Raw genomic sequence first — 17,101 nt, forward strand, 5'->3', positions numbered from 1 at the left:
TAATTTTTGCAGCACGATCTACCAAACTAATTGCCAATGCCTCTAAATCTAAAAACACTAAGTTTTTTAGTAGTGTGCTGCTTGGTTTTATATTTACCAGTTTTTTCAAAAAAAAGCAAGCATTTTTATTTTTGTTTTTTATTTTTATAATTTTCCGTACATTGTTTTATTTACCATCCATAAATCTATTTTAAATATTTCTTTTTTCTTAATTATTTGAGCTTGTTAATTTTTTTTTGCAAATCTACAACTGGATAACTTTTCCAGGTTAGGAATTTAGCAAAAATATATTTTTAAAGAAAAGGTAGATGTACAGAGGCTTGCTAAATGCTAGTAATAGAAGAGATTGTAAAATCGTGAATGGCACTTTAGAAGACGTTTTAATATCAAAAAATCAGGGGCTGTATAAATTATAAACTCACTCATTTCTGGCAAAGATTTATAATCGTAAGCTTCAAACAAGCAGATCATAAATATGAATATAAATAAATGTAGAGATGTAGCAATGCTACGTCTCTACAAGGTTTATGGAGAACGCATATTTAATTTTCGAATATATCTATTGATTCTAATAGATGAAAGTTAGCTCAAGAATTCAGTACTTCTTATGACAAGTATCAGAAACTCCTCTAACTACTGCTAGCTTTACTAGTTTGTAATAAAGTTAGTTCTGAACGAAGTTTTACAATATCTTGCTTAAGTTTCTGATTTTTTATTTGTAGTGCTTCTAGTTGTGATTTATAAATATCACGCTCTGCCACCAATTTTCGCAGTTCATTTTCTTGAAGTGGAGAAGAAAGTGGCAGATGATTAGTGGTTGTTTGTTCAATGCTAGAAACCTCAGTTTTGGGTAAGACTAATTGCTCTACTTGATTTGTATCCATCTGCTGACTAACTGAAGAAACTTTTTGTTGCTGTTCCTTTACTATTTTAGAAGTTTTATATTTTTTGATGAGATTTTTAGCAACCTCTGGATCGACTACTTCGCCTGTTTTCAAAATTTTTATTGCTTCATCTCTAGCCGCTTCAGACGTACTAGGAGCAGCCAGTTTATAAAGAGCAGTAGGAGTAATGCCATTAATCAAATTTCCGATAATCGGAATTTTGGACTCAAATGCTCTAGCAACGTGAATAAACTCATAGGCTGAAGTTTTTCCCATTCCAAACTCCTGTCGCAGCCAAGGTAGAAACTCGCCATGTTCGGTAATTTTTTGAGCTTCTAACAAGTTGACGCCAATACAATAAATGTCCATAGCACTTCGTTTCAGCCTACGTCGTGTGTCTTCTGCTAGAATAGCTAAACGTTGTTGTTTTTCCTCTTTACTCTCAAAGTCTGACTTGCTCTTAGGTACTGAAGACTGGTCAATAATTTTTTCTGACTGTGTAGGTATTACTTGGATTTCTATAGGAAAATCTGTTGACTCATGCGTACTAATTTTCATATAATTCATTTCTGCTAGCATTTGTATTTTTCTCAGAGATATTTTTGCAAAGCAGTTTTTTAGGTTTGTGATTTTATGTTTAAGCGAACTTGTATTAAGTTACTCAGGTCAAGCTAATAACTTTACGCATCTTCTTGTTATATCTTTACAAAAGTACATAATCGATTACTACCCCAAATACCATTTTAAAAACGCTAATGTGTTGTTATTCGCCAGTTTTGCGGCTTTTTGGCGATGTCTACGACGGGCTACGCCTACGCAGAACTACTCGTACCAATTCACGATGGAGATGTACTTAATATTTCTTAAACGAATTGGCAAGTACGCCTTTTCTTAGAGAGGGGTATGGATGTGGGTGATTTTCCCAATTGGCAGACGCTTTACACCGACTTTCTTCACTGGTGTAAGGGCGATCGCTTTTTTATTCATAGTTGAGCCATTTTGTAAAGTCGCCAAACTCCTACTTCAGTAGGGCGACAGCGTGATGAACAGATCGGGTAAATTAAGATAAGTAAAGAAAACGCTTTGAACTAAATGGCAGCTCTAAGCTTACAAGAAATTTCTACTCAGCTAGAAAGTCCGAATTTACGCGATCGCATGGTAGCCCTTGCTAATCTGCGTCATGTTGCGGCTGAGGATGCAGTCCCTTTGATTAAAAAGGTACTAGACGATGAATCTTTGCAATTGCGATCAATGGCAATATTTGCTCTGGGAATCAAGCCAACACCAGAATGTTATTCTATTTTGGTAAAAATTCTCGAAAACGATCCTGATTATGGTATACGCGCTGATGCCGCTGGGGCTTTAGGATATTTGGGTGATGCCAGAGCTTTTGAGGTGCTTTCACGGGCATTTTATGAAGATACTGATTGGCTAGTACGTTTTAGTGCAGCTGTTTCTCTAGGTAATATAAAAGACCCCCGTGCCCATCAAATTCTTATTCAGGCATTAGATAGCAAAGAAGTGGTGTTACAACAAGCTGCAATCTCTGCACTGGGAGAAATTCAAGACATCGAGTCTGTAGATAAGATCCTGCGCTTCGCCCAATCAGATGATTGGTTAGTCAGGCAGCGTTTGGCAGAAGCCTTGGGAAATCTTCCCACTCCCAAGAGTGTCTCAGCTTTAAAATACTTGGAAAAAGACAATCATTTCAACGTTGCTGAAGCAGCCAGAATTGGCCTCAAGAAGCTTGAGGAAATAGGCAATCAAGCTTAATATTAAAGCTTCCTGCTACCTTTTAATAATAATTAAGTGGGAATTTTAGCATTTTGATGCAGGGTAATTTCATTCATGAATATTGAAGAGTTTTTTCAGTTAAGTACTGGTAAATGGTTTTCTCATCGTACTAGTCAACATTTGGCTTTTAACCAATCGGAACATAGCAAGTCAGATATCATCATTGAGGCGCTGGCATTAAATCATCCAGAAGTTATCAAGCTGTGTCAAAGTTACAACATTAATCCTAGTTCTGCTTCCTGTGCTACCAAAATTACCTGGAACGGCACAATGGACAAGGATCAAGCAAAGCACACTGGTTCAACTGTGTTAATTTCGGTACCTGATGCGGATAATTCGACCCAAGGCAGGTTACTGAGAGAAATAGTTGATGCCAATAAAACTCCAGTTGCCGGACGCTATAAATTTGACAGCGATGGTGCTTTGATTCTAACTACAGAGGATGAAACCATATTCTCAGAGGAACGGCTGTGGTTTGCTAGCCCCAATTTGCGAATGCGGGTAAATGTCCTCAAGAGTTTTGGTGGATTTAGTATCACTTCCTTTACTTCTGAGATTCGTATGGGCGGTTTTCCACCCGCCCAGAAGGCTTCTGAGGCGGCTAATTCAGTATCTAGTTAGTTCGATCGCAAAATATTCCCCCTGCTTCTGGGCTACGGTGTACGCACAAGTCAAATTATCCCCCTCAATCCCCCCGATGCATTGGGGGGAAGCCGGAAAATCTAGTTCCCTCCCCAATGCATCAGGGAGGGTTAGGGTGGGGTAAAACCCTGGTTAATCAGCTATTTCAGACTTCTGTGTACACCGTAGGTTTCTGGGGGGAATTAAGTAGAGATAGGTTAGGGTTAGAAAAAGTTTTGATTAAGCCTGTAATACCTTAAACCACTTATTCAAAACTGTGCTGATGGTTTTCTTAATCTGATGGTTGCGACTCCATTTTTGGAATGCCATTTCATACTCTTCGCCTTTGATTTGAAAGGTATTCCAGACATCAAGCGCTACAGGCAATCCGCAGAATAGTAAAATGTACAGCGACCAAGAAATTCCGCCACCAGTAATTAAATCAAGCAGTATAAAAAAGCCATTGGAAATTGCATATTTGCTTAAACGCTTCTGAAATCTCCTGATGCGGTAGGCGTCAAAAGCTTTTCGTTGTTGAACTTGACCCTGTTGTAATACCCAATCGCGTTCTGCTAATTTTAAAGACTCAGGTGAAATTTCTAACTCAGCAGCAATTTCTAATATATGCTCATAAGAAAATTCTGTGTCTTTATCATCTGCTTGACGAGCGATCGCTAAGTGCAGAATTTGTTGAACATCTTCTTGGCTATACGAGCGGATGCTTTGAGGTTCAAACGCCGTCATAATTTTTTCTCTTATATTACTTTTAATAGAAATTTGCTGCCCGATAGATTGTTAAGCAGCTACGCTAGTACTATTTCCATTATTCTTAGATTAACAAATCTAGATGCTGTCCGGCATCGAATGTATGGGATTTTTAACTTTGGGCATAGGGTAAAGGGGCAGAGGGGCAGAGGGGCAGAGGGGCGGAGGGGCGGAGGGGCGGAGGGGCAGAGGGGCAGAGGGGAAAAACTTACTGCAACTTCTCCTGCGTAACAGAGCGTAGCCGTTCGCGCAGCGTCTCGTAGAGAAGTGTTGCTCCCCTGCTCCCCTGCTCCCCCGGTTACTGAGCGCAGTCGAAGTATGCTCCCCTGCTCCCCACCAATATAAAGACTCTCCAAACATCCAAGATATTATCAAATGCAGCAGAGCATAATTAATAACGAAATAACAAGCATTAACAAGGATGTAACTCAATGGTTGAAGAAAATGGATCGATTCGTACCCTATCAGTTGATATTGGCGGTAGTGGCGTTAAGGCTATGGTTTTGGATATTACGGGGCATCCTGTAACGGAAAGAGCGCGTTTAGATACACCTCAACCTGCGACACCGGAGGTTGTAATTAATGCAATTGTAGTTTTAGCCGCCGCTCAAGGTGAATTTCATCGCGTTTCGGTCGGTTTTCCGGGTGTGGTGCGGGCTGGAGTCACGGAGACAGCGGTAAACTTACATCCAGATTGGATCGGATTTGATTTGGAAACAGCATTATTAAAACACTTAAACAAGCCTGTACGAGTGATTAATGATGCAGATATGCAGGGATTTGGGGCGATCGCAGGTAAAGGTGTCGAATTAGTGATTACTCTGGGTACAGGGTTTGGTTCGGCTTTATTTGTAGATGGTAAGCTAGTACCAAATATGGAAATGGGGCATCATCCGTTTCGTAAAGGAGAAACTTTTGAGCAGCAGTTGGGGCGTGCAGAGTTAGAAAAAATTGGTGAGAAAAGATGGAATAGGCGTTTAGAAAAAGCGATCGCATCTTTGCAACATCTGTTTAATTATGATTACCTTTACATTGGTGGTGGTGAAGCTGTGAAAGTGAATTTACAGCTACCGTTAAATGTCAAACTCATCCCCAATATCACTGGTTTATTAGGCGGTATTGCTTTGTGGCGAGATGATAAAAAGTAAAAAGGTTTTCAATATCCATAACTGAGAGTACTAAGCGATATCTTAGGGCAACCTACGCCTACACACTTTTTGATTAAGGTGCATTCTTTCTCAAAGTTTCAAAATGATATAAAAATTAACACAGATTAGACAAGAGAATTGCACAAACATTATGTTCAGTGCCCCTGTGTAATTTTTTCATGTAGTATCTAAACTTTAACTCAAATTCCATACCGTACAACAAGGTTGTGCGGTTTCATTCTTTTGAGGTGAAAGTGTGCGCTTTCCGAGAATAGATTGAAAGAGCGACATAAGTTGCGATCGATAAAAAGTTTATTACTCTCCCTGTAAAATAGAAAAAGTATTTGAAATTAAGAGCTTTTAATCAATAGTTAAAAACTACCTCAATGAATTCAGTAGTATTTTTACTGGCAGTATAAACATGATAAAAGCAACATCACCATACCAAACACGAGCTAAATATAACTAGGTAAATTTGTTTGATGGCATTCCCTGGCGATCGTATAGTATGTTATTGTCTAAACCATTGATTTAGATAGTATGTCTGATAACTTGATGGCTTGATTAATGATATTAATCTGATTAAATGCAATCGGGGGTGAGCAAATATGAACATGAAAATATTATCTGGAAAAATTAGTACATGACTTTTTATTTGGTGAGTATGTACTATCCTGGACAGCAAATGTTGGTTAAAAGAAATATTGGTTGAAGTAAACTAAAATGAATGAAATTGGCCTGATGATGACGGGCGTGTTAACAATAAGACAAGCATCTGGAACCAATTTGCCACAGCAGCAATTATTTCAGATGGAAAATGACGTAAACCAGTCAAAACAGAGTCAGTTAGAGATAGCTGCTAAAGTTACGCCACCTGAATTTATGCAGACAGATGAGATTTCCCAGGCTTCTCTCTCAGCGCTAAAACTAGAAAAAGAACACATACTTCAGAAAATCAACAAAAAGAATCTGGGACTAGTTTCTTCTAACTTAGGTAAGCCTAAGAAGTCTTTTCAGTCTGTAGGTAAAGTCCGTACAAAGGCTACAGGAAGGTTTCAGAAGTTTAGTAGCCAACCCCTACCGACTCTTTATTTCGGTAGTTCTGGTATTGCTGTCAGAGCGTTACAACAGTTATTAGTGTCTAACGGTTATGCTGTGAGAGTGGATGGGATTTTTGGCGCACTAACAGAGACTGCTGTCAAAGCCTTTCAAAACCAGCAAAATTTAGGTGTAGATGGAGTAGTTGGCCAACGAACTTGGAGTGCGTTGACAATTTAGTTATTTGTCTATTGTCCTTAGTCATTTGTCTTTAGTCTTTAGCTAATGACAAATGACAAATGACAAATGACAAACTAACGGTGTTTATGCTGCTCTAATAGCTGTTGCGCTCTTGGCTTGTAAATTAAATAGAACAAAGCCTCAATATAGCGCAATAAATCTTCCCGATTTTCCTTGGAAGTAAAGTTCCAGAAGCCATAAATCCGTGCTAATGATAATAGCTTGCTAGTATGAATTTTCCAAGTATAAGTACTATAAACTCGGTCAATTCCTCGCTGGGAAATTTCACTCCAATAGTTAGGATTTTGTTCGCATTTAGTGATGAAATCGACAATTTTGGTTGCTGTCTCTTCTAAATTCGTTGGGTTAATCAAAAAGCCATTAACCTTATTTTGAATAATCTCCAGTGGCCCACCAAACTGTGTGGCAAAAGTCGGTAATCCTGAAACCATCGATTCTAAAATTGTCAACCCAAAAGCTTCAAATAAAGCTGGTTGTACAAAAATACCTTGACGATCGGCAATGACTCGGTAAATTTCACCAGAATCAGTTTTAGTCAGGCGCACACCCAACCAACGAATCTTGCCGTGGAGATTGTACTCGTCAATTATTTGGTAAAGCTTGATAATTTCGTCACGTTCTTCGTTGTCGCCTGATTCTTCGACGCGCAATTTACCCGCCACCAAAATTAAGTTGCAATGCTCCTGTAATTCTTTACTTTGACCATAACACTCAGCTAAACCTGTGAGGTTTTTGATGTGGTCAAGACGCGCCATTGAGAAGAGAGGACGCTTGTTAGGATCGTCGAGTTTGCCAAAGATTTGCGTGGGGTCTTCCAGAGTAAAGAGTGTTTCTGCAAGGCGTTGGCGATCGCTCTCTACTCGGTCTTTAGTTCGGGTGTAGGGGAAGTAATTATTTTCGTTTACTCCAGGCGGTACGACATTAAATTTGGGACTAAATAATTCAATGCCATTGGTCACATGGTACAACTCCGGCATAGTGAAGCACTTATAAGACTCGTATTGTCCCACACTATCGGGTGTTCCGACAATTTCTTGGTAGGTGCTGCTGACAACAAAATTGGCAGCATTCATTGCAATCAAGTCAGCTGTGAATTGCAATGAAAAATGATATTTATCCTCTAATTCTTGCCAGTAAAGGTTACTGAATAAGTATTTAGATTTTTCCAAAGCATGGGCAACATTGCATTGGGTAACTTTCAGCCGTCGCGCCAGCAAGAATGCTACTAAATTTCCATCAGTATAGTTTCCAACTATTAAGTCAGGCGTGCCGTGAAATTCTGCCCGTAGTTCTCTTTCGGAATCAATGGCGAAAGTTTCTAGATAAGGCCAAAACTCAAACCGGGAAATCCAGTTTTGAGTCATATTAGGATTAAATTCCCGTAAAGGAACTCGCAAAATCCAGGCATTTTCAGTCCCGTGGACTTTTTCTAGCCGTTGATTACAAAGGGTTCCATCACTATTGGGAATCAAGCGGGTGAGAATAATTACCTTTGGCTCGACATTCAATTTCTCTAAACCCGCAAGCAGGACATCTTCTTGTAACTGCTTCTCTAAACTCTTTGCCTGGTCAAGGACGTAAACTACCTGACCGCCAGTATCGGGACGCCCCAACACTCCCTCTTGCCCAAACCAACCGTGAGCTGACACCAAGACGATTCTAAAAATCATCGGGACACGAGAAATGAAGGCTTCTAGGGTCTGGGGATCGGCAGAATCAATCAATTCATCGAGAATATTTAAAGTTTCCCGGACTCGCGCTGCGGTGTTACCCCAACCGGGTTCAAAACCCATTGATTGCAATTGGAATCGGAATTGTTCGTAGGGTTCATCATCGGGACGATTATTGACAAAACCGATAGCTTTCTTAACTTGCTCGGAAAGTTGCTGCTGTGATTGAATGCGATCGTTAAGCAGCAGTTGCACGCCGTTGTAATGGTGCAGGCGCAAGAAATTTAATAAGCTGTCCAGTAATTCTTTGGGGTCTTGAAAAATTTGGCTGGATAGATAGCGGTTGAGAAATTGTACTCCCTTACCAATATTTTTGGGGTCGCGGATGACTGGGGTGTAGTCATAAAACGGGCCGAAGTCCAATTCTAGCAGGTCGCCTTCGTTGGGATGATATTTGTTCACCAAGCGATCGCGCAAATCCAGCAAATCCTGCACCGTCATCGGTTCAACGCTCAAGTCTGATGTCAAGCGATAAACTTCTTGGCTGGCAATCTTAGAACGGATGATGAAACAGAAGTTTGAGTCTTCCTGAATAATTTCCTGAGTATAGTAAATGAGTTTTCCCAACTCAGAGGAAGTGTAAAAAGTCTCAGGTTTCTGGGACTTTGAGCAATACTCACCATATACATTGAGTATGTCGTTGCGCAACAAGTACTTCTTTTCTTTTTGGCGTAATTCACTAAGAAAAGAACGTAAATCACTTCTTTCTTCACTATCTAAGACTGCTTGAAGCAATTCAGACATAGCAACTCCACTAAATGACGATGTTTGCATTGTTAACTTTCAAGGCGAGACAAATAAGCCTCCACCTTTTGTTAGACATATATAAACACGAAACAACACAGATAAATTATATTTACCTGTGTACATACAAGTATCAACTTTTCAGCCGACACTTAAAGCGTGTTCTTCTTTACCTAAAGTATCTATGACCCACTATTTTTGGATCTCACTAAAGGAATACAATTTTTATTTCTTTTGATAGAGGTTAGTAAATAACTGCATAATAATATTTGGGGCACAAATTATCACGCCCTCAATTGCTTAATGTAATCTTTACTATATCATTTATTTGCGTATATTTTGATTATCAATACATCTAGAAGAAAAATATTTAACTAAGTAAGTTGGCACAATAAAACCAAACTGTGTGAATAAAAGTAAACAAGGCTTAAACCCTTTTTCTCTCTGCTCCCTGCCCTCTGCCCTCTGCTTTATCCCAACAATAATTATTTACACCGACCTATTTATCAAGCTCTATAAGACTTGTAAATCAACATTTTTTTAATTATTTCAGAATGCTAATATTCATTTTTATAGGTAGAAATAATTTATTCTGCAACTTTGAATATTGGCGATATTGTGCTAATGTTGAGAACAAGTAATTGTGCCGCTATTATTTATTTTTCAAAGGAATCTAGAATAATTTAGAATAATTAGTATATTTATTCATCAAATGTTATTCCGATCCTTTAACAATTTTGAATTCTGAACTCTGAATTCTACTGTAAGTCCGCATTTCGATGACGATCGCCACCAAAACTTCTGGATCGATAGGTTTGGCAACATGACGTTGAAATCCGGCAGCGATCGCTTGCTGTTGATCGAGTTCTCCGGCATAAGCCGTTAGAGCAATAGCGGGAATTTGTCCCCCTTGCTGAGGTGGAAGGGCGCGAATTTGCCGGATCAGCATATAACCATCCATCTCTGGCATCCCAATGTCACTGACGATCGTGTTGGGAATGGATTGAGTAAATGCTTGCAGTGCATCAGCCCCAGATGCAACAGCAGTGACGATCGCGCCATATTCCTCTAGAACAAAAGCGATGAACTCCCGCGAGTCCGTTTCATCATCGACGACTAAAATGTGAATGCCACTCAAATCACTCTCCTGAACGGGCGATTGATTTAAGATTGGTGCTTCAGTTAATTGAGGTGCAAGCGGAATTTGAACTGTGAATGTTGCTCCTAGCTCAACACCTGGACTGTCTACTGTAACCGTTCCGCCGTGCATCTCGACAATTTGGCGGACGATCGCTAGTCCCAACCCTAACCCGCCAAACTTGCGGGTGGTTGCGCTATCTTCTTGCCGGAAATGCTCAAACACGTAGGGCAGAAAATCGGCACGAATCCCTTTTCCGGTGTCGGTGATTTGAATTTGGGCGTGATTTTCAACTTGGGATAGCGCAATTGTGACTTGCCCCCCTTTTTGTGTGAATTTAACGGCGTTCGACAGAAGATTCCACACCACCTGCTGCAATCGTCCTGCATCCCCAACTACCACTCCCAGAATCGGCGAGACGGTCGTCTGAATTTGGATTAATTTAGCTTCTGCGGCTAGCCGAACCGTTTCCAGCGCGGCACAGATCACTGTATTCAGGTCAATGGGTGAGGTTGATAAGCTCATTTTGCCTTGCAGAATTCGGGAGATGTCCAGCAAGTCATCGATCAGTTGCACCTGGAGTTGGGCGTTGCGCTCGATGGTGGCAAGCGCAGTAGTTGTTTTTGTAGCATCCAGCTTTTTCTGCTGCAACAGTTTTGACCATCCCAGAATTGGATTCAGGGGAGTACGCAACTCATGGGAGAGAACCGCCAGAAACTCATCTTTAATGCGATTACTTTGATCTAAAGCTTCGGCGCGTGCCTGTAGCTCTGCAACTAGGCGCGATCGTTCTAAAGCAGCAGCGACTTGATTAGCAACCGTTTGCATGAGATCGAGTTCGTCGGGAGTAAAGCGATCGCGTTGACGAGTTCCCAGTCCCAGACTACCCAAGATGCGTTGGCTTTGCCCCCCGGAGGCATCGCCTACTATCAGTGGATGACAGGCATAAGCTCTGGCACCGATTGACTTAACTTGAACAGCAAGTGGATCGGTTTTTGAGAGTGCATTTTCAACGATCGCTGGCTTCTGATGTTGCACCACATAACCACATACCCCCTGCCCTAACTCCAAAAATTTAACAGATAAAGCAATGTCTTCTGAAATACCTCCATAGGCTTGTAGCTCAAGGCGTTGCTCGTCTTCTTGAAACAAGTAATTGAAGTAAACTTCCAGTCCCAAATAAGTGGAAAGCTTTTCAAACAAACTGGCTAAAAATGCCTTGGGATCTTCGTTGAGCAATAGATCGTTGGCGACTTCTGAAAGCAGCTTCAGTCGTTCGTTGCTGGCTTTGACAGTCGCTTCGATTTGCTTGCGATCGCTAATATCTCGCGTCACACCTGCCACCGCTTCTACTGCGCCATTTATCCCCAAAAGCGGAACGAAAATGTATTCATAAGACCGCGTGCCGAATGCACTTGTATACGGCGTTTCATCTTTGAGCGGTTGGCCCGTCTCAATGACTTGCTGAATCTGATTTTGAAGCCGGGTTGCTAAATCGGTTGGATAATCCAGGTCAAAAAAGTTTTTGCCGAGGGCTTGGGCCGATGTTTTCTGTAAGAGGTCAAGCAATGGCTGATTGATGTAAGTGAACCGTCCAGACAGATCGAATGTATAAATAAAATCGGGTACGGAAGAGGCGATCGCATCAAACTTTCGCAGTTGTCGTTCGAGTTCGACAGAAATCTGTCGCCAAGCGGATTCGGCTTGTTTGCGTTCAGTGATGTCTGCCAGTGCCCCAGGAAAAGCGATCGCTTTGCCATCAGCAGCATATTCAACGCGACCGCGTGCGGCAACCCAGCGCTCCTGGCCCACCGCCGTATAAATGCGGTACTCACTTATGTATTCTTCGCCAGTTTCAATCGCTTGGTTAATGGCTGCAATCACTCGTGGGCGGTCTTCCTCGTGCATCGCCTGTATAAATAGTTCAATCGGTAAGCCGGTCGTCGCCTTCGCTGAGTCAACGCCAAACAAGTCAGCAAAAGCTGCATTCACGGTCACTAGATTATCAAGAATCTTCCACCGCCATGTGTAAATCGCTCCTGCCGCTAAAGCAGCCTCCCATTGCACATGGGCTTCCCGTAGGTCAGCTTCGGCAATTTTGCGATCGGTAATATCGATTGAAATCCCCACCATCCGCTCAGGATTTCCCGCCTCGTCGTAGAGCGGATGCCCCCGAACAATTACCCAGTGCGTGCTGCCATCGTTCCAAACATTGCGGTATTCGACATCGTAATCGGTGCGGTTGGTAATCGAGTCTTTAATTGCCGCTTGCACCCAAGTCCGATCCTCTGGGTGAATCCGCTCCATTAAAATTTGGTGCGAGAAATCAGCATCAATGGGTAGACCATAGTTTATTTTGCACTGGTCAGAAACAGATAGAACGTTTGTTTTGAGATCGAATTCCCAAGAGCCGAGTTTGCTGGTTTTAAGAGCAAGTTTAAGCTGCTGTTCGCTGGCTTGCAGTGTATAAGTCGCTTGTTTGCGGATATCTACCAATTTTAAAGTTGAGTCAACACGAGCCAATAATTCCCGAGCTGAAAACGGTTTAATTAAATAATCATCGGCTCCCGCAGCCAACCCTTCTACACAAGCCTCTTCGCCCGCCCGCGCTGACAACAAAATCACGGGTAATTCTCTGGTTTGGGGGTCAGTCCGCAGCTGATGCAGCAACTCAAACCCATCTAGCTCCGGCATCATCACATCGCTGAGAATCAAATCCGGGCGTTGTGCCTGAATCGCAGCCAAAGCCGCCATCCCATCCGCGACTACCTCAACCTCATACCGTTGACTTAACAATCGCTGCACATAATGCCGCATATCGGCGTTGTCATCTGCCAGCAAAATTCGGGCAGAGGAGCAAAGGAGCAAAGGAGCAAAGGGGAAAGAGACTGTATCAAAACTATCTTCTTTCTCCCTATCTCCTCTGCCCCCCTGCTCTCCCGCCTCTTTTGAAAGCCAGCGCGACGCTTCTTCAAGGTATGGGGTGGCGCTGAGTGTGTTTGATGCCACAGTAACAGAGGCACTCAACTGTTCTTGTGGTAAATGCGCGCACCCGCTCGGAATGGAAACCGTAAATCGGCTGCCCTGTCCTAAAACACTGGTAACGTTAATCTTACCGCCATGCAGTTTTACCAGTTCTTGCACGAGCGATAAGCCAATTCCAGAGCCTTCAAAACTTCGTCCCTGTAACCCTTTGATTTGATAAAACCGTTCAAATAGGTGCGAAATTTCAGCTTCCGGAATGCCACTTCCAGTATCTTCAACGATTAAATTAACAGTATTGTAATTTTGCTGCAATCGAACAGTGATGGTTCCTGTCAACGTAAACTTAAAAGCATTTGATAATAAATTAAATACAATTTTTTCCCACATTTGGCGATCGATATAGATTGCCTCTAGCAAGGTCGGACAGTCGATCGCGAACTCCAGATCGGCCTGTTCCATGAGCGAGCAAAACATACTAGCTAACTCTCTTGTCAATGCGGCTAAGTCAATCGGTTCATAGGATGCTTGCATTCGCCCCGCTTCCAGGCGCGAAAAATCAAGCAGCGCATTGACTAATTTTAGCAACCGGAGTCCGTTTCGCTGTACTAGTTCAAGGCGATCGCGCTGTTGGGGCGCTAATGGGGCTTGAGTGTCGAGTAACAAGTCTTCAAGCGGACTCAACATCAGTGTTAAAGGCGTGCGAAACTCATGGGAGATATTGCTGAAAAAGACGGTCTTAGCGCGATCGAGTTCTGATAATGCTTCATTCGCCGCTTGTAGCTGTTCGTTGACCTCTTGTAACTCCTGCGCTCTGGCGTAGATTTCCATCTCCATTTGGTCGGTGCGAGTCTGGAGCGATCGATTCAACTGACGCTGTTCATTTCGCTGTTGCTGCACCCGCACAAACTCGGTAACATCTTCGGCTCGGTGAATAATGTGCGTCATCTCACCGTTTTCATCAAAGACTGGCGAGTTAGTTGGCATCCAGTACCGCTCCTCAAAGCCACCGCCTTCTGATTCTGGGCGGCGAATATCATACTTCTGCACTGCCATCATGTCAGGCTTTTGATGCTTCAGTACGTTTTCTAAGGAGGCACGCAAATTCCGAACTCCAGTAGCATTTGGATCGTCGGGATTGTCTGGAAAAACCTCGAACAAATGGCGACCAACGACATCTTCTCGTTTTGTCTTCGTTGCCCGGAAGTAAGCATCACTTCCCCCAACAATCACTAAGTCGAGTGAGTAGACGATATACAATCCTGGTATTGATTCAAATAAGGTTTGAAAATTCAGCATCCCTTTTTCTGAGCGGTATTAACTTCTTGGCTTAAAAAGTTATTAAAACAAACAGCAGTCCAATTAAAGGATGCTGCAAAGCGTAAATTTATAGCTTCAACAGTCCAGAGCTTGAGTCTAGGAAAAGAGAGGCTTGTAGAAGCAGAATTAGGATGGAATCGAGGACTCACTATATAGTAATAGTATAGGAATAAGATAATTAAAAGTGGTATTACTTGCCTCGATCGCATCAGCCCAAAACGATGTAAGACATTGCATACCTAATTTTCATTTAGCAAGTAATTTTGCTTATATCATAAACTTATTTAATAAGATAACCTAATGAATTATAGTAGGCTTGCAATCCTTGCAAGTCATAAAGCTATGAGATGACAGATTGTTGTAAAGTGATGCTTATAATTGTTCGCACCATACAATCCACCTTTAATAGGAGTATAGCTATGAATATGAAATTACCAGGGCGAACGATGGGAATTGAACCCACGAATGGTGGTACCACAAACCACTGCCTTAACCACTTGGCTACGCTCGCCATTCAACAATTTTGATTATAGCAACAATTTGGCAAGCGATCAAGAGTTTTTCTTCAAGGAACGGACTTAGTTGATTTAGAGTCTCCAGAATCTAACAATTACAATGAATTTTACTTGGCAAATATGAAACCATTGACCATCATCGCGTATACTGGAGCAGCAGTAGGACTCGCCGCCCTGGGTGTGACAATGGCGAAAACCAATCCCAGTCAGGTTGAATATGAAGAATATGCAGTTCAACGGCTGACAAAATACTTAAAAACCGATGTATGTAAAAAAACTACGAATATTATTGAAAATTTAATCCGTTTTAATTGTGATAAGTTAGTTGACTCGGCTAACCCACAAATCCAAGAAATTATTGCCAAGACCACAGAAAGGCAAGATTTCGTGATTTTTAGCATTTACCGTACAGATTTAAAAATAAACTCTTGGATACCTTCGTACAAATTTGAAACGGTAGGAGCTTTCGATCAATTTTATACTTACACTGCCGAAAAACAATAAGGTAAGGAGTAGGGGGAGAATATAAAAGTGATTAAGTATACTTGTATTTAGTAATTAATAATAGTTTCAATAATTACCAGAGTACTTATTATCCCCAGCTTAATCTTAAATAAGAATAGTAACTAAGAATTCAAGCTTTACCGATGTCATCTGCCTATCTACTACTATCTCACGGAAGCCGCGACCCGCGCCCAGAAATTGCTATGCAGCAACTAGCTAGGCTGATATGTCAGAAATTCTCAAGCGAACATTTGGTTGGCATCGCTGCTTTAGAAATGAGTCCTCAGCCTTTACACGAGCAGATTCAACAATTTGCTAAAAGCGCTTTTGGCGATTACTCACTGTCTCAAAATGAAAATCGCCTCAAAATTGTACCGCTATTTCTGCTGCCGGGAGTCCATGTGATGACAGACATTCCCGCCGAAGTAGCACTCGCACAACAGGCTGCTGGTCAAGATATGATGATTGAGTTGCAACCATACTTAGGCTCTCACCCGAATTTAGAGAAATTGCTGACAAAGCAAATAGCTGCTATGAAAGCAGAAGCATGGATTCTCTTAGCTCATGGTAGCCGTCGCCCAGGTTCGCAAGAAACTGTGGAAGCAATGGCGGCGAGTTTGGGAGCCGTGAGCGCTTATTGGGCTGGGCCTCCTAGTTTAGAATCACGAGTGAAAGAGTTAGTAACTGCTGGTTATCGAGAAATTGCAATCTTGCCATACTTTTTATTCGCTGGTGCAATAACCGATGCGATCGCTACCTCAATAGAGGAGCTAAAATTACAATTTTCTGCGGTGAATTTCCAACTGGCAGAGCCACTGGGAGCAAGTGCAGAATTAGCCGAGCTAATTTGGGATTTAACAGAGAAATGAACCGCACAGAAAAACAGGAGAACAAGTATTTGGGAAAGGTTTATTTAGTAGGTGCGGGGCCAGGAGATCCAGGATTAATTACCCTGAAGGCAAAAGGTTTGTTGGAATGTGCAGATGTAGTCATCTATGATGCCTTGGTGAGTCCGGCAATTTTGGCAATGATTAATCCCCAAGCCGAGCAAATTAATGCTGGTAAACGTGCGGGGAGACATTCGTTGTTGCAATCAGAAACAACTCAATTGCTGATTGAGAAAGCACAAGATAGTGCAATTGTAGTGCGGCTCAAGGGCGGCGATCCGTTTATTTTTGGTCGCGGTGGCGAAGAGATGGAAGAATTAGTCAAAGCTGGAATATCAACGGAAGTTGTGCCAGGTATCACTTCGGGAATTGCAGCAGCAGCATACTCAGGTATTCCTTTGACGCATCGGCTGTATAGTTCATCAGTCACATTTGTAACTGGTCATGAAGTGGCGGGTAAGTATAGACCGATAGTGAATTGGAGTGCGATCGCTCACGGTTCCGAAACCATTGTAATTTATATGGGAATTCACAATCTGCCTTATATTGTGGAAGAATTAATTACAGCTGGGTTGAATTTAGAAACGCCGATTGCTTTGGTGCGCTGGGGTACGCGCCCAGAACAAGAAGAATTAATTGGGACATTGGAGACAATTGTCACACAGGTAGAGGAAACTGGATTTAGTGCGCCTGCGATCGCAGTTATTGGGCAAGTAGTGAAGATGCACAGTATTTTATCTGGCTGTCGTCCAGTTTGATGGTTGGCAAAA

The 17,101-nt window shown here is 42.0% G+C and carries 12 protein-coding genes and 1 tRNA gene; 7 read left to right on the top strand and 6 right to left on the bottom strand.

The annotated features are described in order from the left end of the window. Positions 1 to 629: 629 nt before the first annotated feature. Positions 630 to 1,442: a hypothetical protein gene (locus AC1F2U_RS23255; RefSeq protein ID WP_480263249.1), complete on the bottom strand. Its 813-nt coding sequence runs from the start codon at positions 1,440 to 1,442 to the stop codon at positions 630 to 632. A gap of 333 nt (positions 1,443 to 1,775) precedes the next feature. Next, complete coding sequence (locus AC1F2U_RS23260) at positions 1,776 to 1,898, bottom strand: hypothetical protein (RefSeq protein ID WP_480263250.1); 123 nt, start codon at positions 1,896 to 1,898, stop codon at positions 1,776 to 1,778. A 78-nt stretch (positions 1,899 to 1,976) separates the two neighbouring features. Between AC1F2U_RS23260 and AC1F2U_RS23265 the strand changes: the two genes are divergently transcribed. Further along, positions 1,977 to 2,657, top strand: a complete 681-nt coding sequence (locus AC1F2U_RS23265) for a HEAT repeat domain-containing protein (RefSeq protein ID WP_104905234.1) — start codon at positions 1,977 to 1,979, stop codon at positions 2,655 to 2,657. A gap of 75 nt (positions 2,658 to 2,732) precedes the next feature. Next, positions 2,733 to 3,299: a phycobiliprotein lyase gene (locus AC1F2U_RS23270; protein WP_480263251.1), complete on the top strand. Its 567-nt coding sequence runs from the start codon at positions 2,733 to 2,735 to the stop codon at positions 3,297 to 3,299. Between the two features lie 240 nt (positions 3,300 to 3,539). Here the strand turns inward: AC1F2U_RS23270 and AC1F2U_RS23275 are convergent, their stop codons facing one another. Continuing rightward, on the bottom strand, positions 3,540 to 4,043 hold the full coding sequence (locus AC1F2U_RS23275; RefSeq protein ID WP_480263252.1) for a 2TM domain-containing protein: 504 nt from the start codon (positions 4,041 to 4,043) through the stop codon (positions 3,540 to 3,542). Between the two features lie 452 nt (positions 4,044 to 4,495). Between AC1F2U_RS23275 and AC1F2U_RS23280 the strand changes: the two genes are divergently transcribed. Together AC1F2U_RS23280 and AC1F2U_RS23285 are read left to right on the top strand one after the other, a co-directional pair. Continuing rightward, entirely contained in the window at positions 4,496 to 5,212 is a 717-nt protein-coding gene (locus AC1F2U_RS23280) for an ROK family protein (protein ID WP_480263253.1), read from the top strand. 723 nt (positions 5,213 to 5,935) lie between these two features. Beyond that, positions 5,936 to 6,490, top strand: coding sequence for a peptidoglycan-binding domain-containing protein (locus tag AC1F2U_RS23285; protein ID WP_480263254.1), 555 nt, complete (start codon positions 5,936 to 5,938; stop codon positions 6,488 to 6,490). Positions 6,491 to 6,564: 74 nt separating this feature from the next. On the opposite strand, the gene AC1F2U_RS23290 is transcribed toward AC1F2U_RS23285, so the two are convergent. The 3 genes from AC1F2U_RS23290 to AC1F2U_RS23300 all read right to left on the bottom strand — a co-directional run bounded on the left by AC1F2U_RS23290 (position 6,565) and on the right by AC1F2U_RS23300 (position 14,936). Then, positions 6,565 to 8,985 carry a sucrose synthase gene (locus AC1F2U_RS23290; RefSeq protein WP_480263255.1) on the bottom strand — a complete coding sequence of 807 codons (2,421 nt, stop codon included), beginning with the start codon at positions 8,983 to 8,985 and terminating at the stop codon, positions 6,565 to 6,567. 715 nt (positions 8,986 to 9,700) lie between these two features. Further along, positions 9,701 to 14,404 (bottom strand): ATP-binding protein, encoded by a 4,704-nt coding sequence (locus tag AC1F2U_RS23295; protein WP_480263256.1) that lies wholly within the window; start codon positions 14,402 to 14,404, stop codon positions 9,701 to 9,703. A gap of 459 nt (positions 14,405 to 14,863) precedes the next feature. Next, positions 14,864 to 14,936 (bottom strand) — tRNA-His (locus tag AC1F2U_RS23300). A 124-nt stretch (positions 14,937 to 15,060) separates the two neighbouring features. On the opposite strand from AC1F2U_RS23300, the gene AC1F2U_RS23305 reads away from it, so the two are divergent. From AC1F2U_RS23305 to cobA, 3 genes are all read left to right on the top strand, one after another. Then, on the top strand, positions 15,061 to 15,444 hold the full coding sequence (locus AC1F2U_RS23305; protein ID WP_480263257.1) for a DUF4359 domain-containing protein: 384 nt from the start codon (positions 15,061 to 15,063) through the stop codon (positions 15,442 to 15,444). A gap of 143 nt (positions 15,445 to 15,587) precedes the next feature. Beyond that, positions 15,588 to 16,313 carry a sirohydrochlorin chelatase gene (locus tag AC1F2U_RS23310; RefSeq protein WP_480263258.1) on the top strand — a complete coding sequence of 242 codons (726 nt, stop codon included), beginning with the start codon at positions 15,588 to 15,590 and terminating at the stop codon, positions 16,311 to 16,313. Then, the gene (cobA, locus tag AC1F2U_RS23315; protein WP_480263259.1) at positions 16,310 to 17,089 is read left to right on the top strand and encodes a uroporphyrinogen-III C-methyltransferase; all 780 of its coding nucleotides are present in this window, start codon (positions 16,310 to 16,312) and stop codon (positions 17,087 to 17,089) included. Before AC1F2U_RS23310 ends, cobA begins: the two co-directional genes overlap by 4 nt. Positions 17,090 to 17,101: the final 12 nt, after the last annotated feature.

It is taken from the genome of Nostoc sp. LEGE 12454 (genome assembly GCF_056620565.1).

Bases quoted from the DNA above. Each gene is read 5' to 3' on its own strand.
- AC1F2U_RS23255 (WP_480263249.1), bottom strand. From the start codon at position 1,442: ATGAAAATTAGTACGCATGAGTCAACAGATTTTCCTATAGAAATCCAA.
- AC1F2U_RS23265 (WP_104905234.1), top strand. From the start codon at position 1,977: ATGGCAGCTCTAAGCTTACAAGAAATTTCTACTCAGCTAGAAAGTCCG.
- AC1F2U_RS23270 (WP_480263251.1), top strand. From the start codon at position 2,733: ATGAATATTGAAGAGTTTTTTCAGTTAAGTACTGGTAAATGGTTTTCT.
- AC1F2U_RS23275 (WP_480263252.1), bottom strand. From the start codon at position 4,043: ATGACGGCGTTTGAACCTCAAAGCATCCGCTCGTATAGCCAAGAAGAT.
- AC1F2U_RS23280 (WP_480263253.1), top strand. From the start codon at position 4,496: ATGGTTGAAGAAAATGGATCGATTCGTACCCTATCAGTTGATATTGGC.
- AC1F2U_RS23285 (WP_480263254.1), top strand. From the start codon at position 5,936: ATGAATGAAATTGGCCTGATGATGACGGGCGTGTTAACAATAAGACAA.
- AC1F2U_RS23290 (WP_480263255.1), bottom strand. From the start codon at position 8,985: ATGTCTGAATTGCTTCAAGCAGTCTTAGATAGTGAAGAAAGAAGTGAT.
- AC1F2U_RS23295 (WP_480263256.1), bottom strand. From the start codon at position 14,404: ATGCTGAATTTTCAAACCTTATTTGAATCAATACCAGGATTGTATATC.
- AC1F2U_RS23305 (WP_480263257.1), top strand. From the start codon at position 15,061: ATGAAACCATTGACCATCATCGCGTATACTGGAGCAGCAGTAGGACTC.
- AC1F2U_RS23310 (WP_480263258.1), top strand. From the start codon at position 15,588: ATGTCATCTGCCTATCTACTACTATCTCACGGAAGCCGCGACCCGCGC.
- cobA (WP_480263259.1), top strand. From the start codon at position 16,310: ATGAACCGCACAGAAAAACAGGAGAACAAGTATTTGGGAAAGGTTTAT.